This window comes from Pseudomonas protegens (assembly GCF_003732485.1).
GTDB classification, from domain to species: Bacteria; Pseudomonadota; Gammaproteobacteria; order Pseudomonadales; family Pseudomonadaceae; genus Aquipseudomonas; species Aquipseudomonas protegens_B.
In genome coordinates this window covers 23,505-24,425 of the sequence record NZ_MOAK01000089.1, presented here as the reverse complement: position 1 = coordinate 24,425, position 921 = coordinate 23,505, and the positions used below count along the sequence as shown (strand labels likewise).

Annotated in this window: 1 protein-coding gene; it reads right to left on the bottom strand. The window is 61.5% G+C overall.

Going from position 1 to position 921, the window contains the following annotated elements:
• Positions 1 to 921 (bottom strand): T6SS effector phospholipase Tle3 domain-containing protein (locus BLX41_RS31875; protein WP_221179231.1); only part of this gene is annotated, 921 nt, incomplete at both ends.

The following is a 921-nucleotide window of genomic DNA, read 5'->3' as shown; positions in this document are numbered from 1 at the left end:
TGCAGACCGATCAGTTCCTTTTCTCCGCCGCGCTTGCGCAGGGTAAAGATTCGTTGGTGAAAGCTCATCGGCAAAGTCCGGCGCAGTGGCTTGCCATACAGGTGCTCGTCAACGCCCTGCCAGCCGATCCCCTGGACGTTGGCCAGGCCTACGGTCTGGTCCTGAGGGGTGAAGTACAGGTAGACGCTGCCTCGGTTGTCGCGCTCGTTGAAGGCAATGCGCTTGGCGTCAATCGTGGTTTCGCAGGCGCTGCCACCGCTCCAGCCAGGCCCGCCAATAGCGCCATAACCCTGGCAGTTCTTGAGGGCGATACTCGACAAGGCCGGGTACGGATTGGGCGCTGCGGTCATGAACTTCAGGATGGCATCAAGGGTCGCCAGGCGGGCCTCGGCCGTCTGCTGCGCGCCAAAGCCCTGAAGCTTCTCCATGTTGGGTTCGCGCAGGCTATAGGGCGAGTTGATCATCACCACGCCGTCGGCCGGCCGCACCTTGTCCTCATTGAGAAAGGCATGGGCCAATAACGTGATAAGCGTGCCTTGGCTGTGGCCCACCACATTCACGGTGTCGTTGGGGTAGCGCTTGCGGATGATCCTGATCAGCATCGCCAGGCGCATCGCCGCCAGCACCATGTAGCGGCGTCCAGGCGCGGAGAACAATGGGTGAGTCAGCTCTCCGGCAAACAGATCCAGGGAAATGAAGCCAAACAGCTTGCCGTTGAAGCCCTTGCCCCACATGTCCGGAAGGTTGGTGGTGGCATTGACGAAATGTCCCCCCTCCAGCGTGCCCGCCTTGTCCAGGCGGTTTTTGTTGCGATCCATCCACTCGCCGTGGGGCGCATCCTTGATGATGTGCTGTTCTTCCTCGCGAAAGCCCCAATAGAACGGGATGACCACGCTGCGGCTGTCGGCGCCGTTGGCCGCG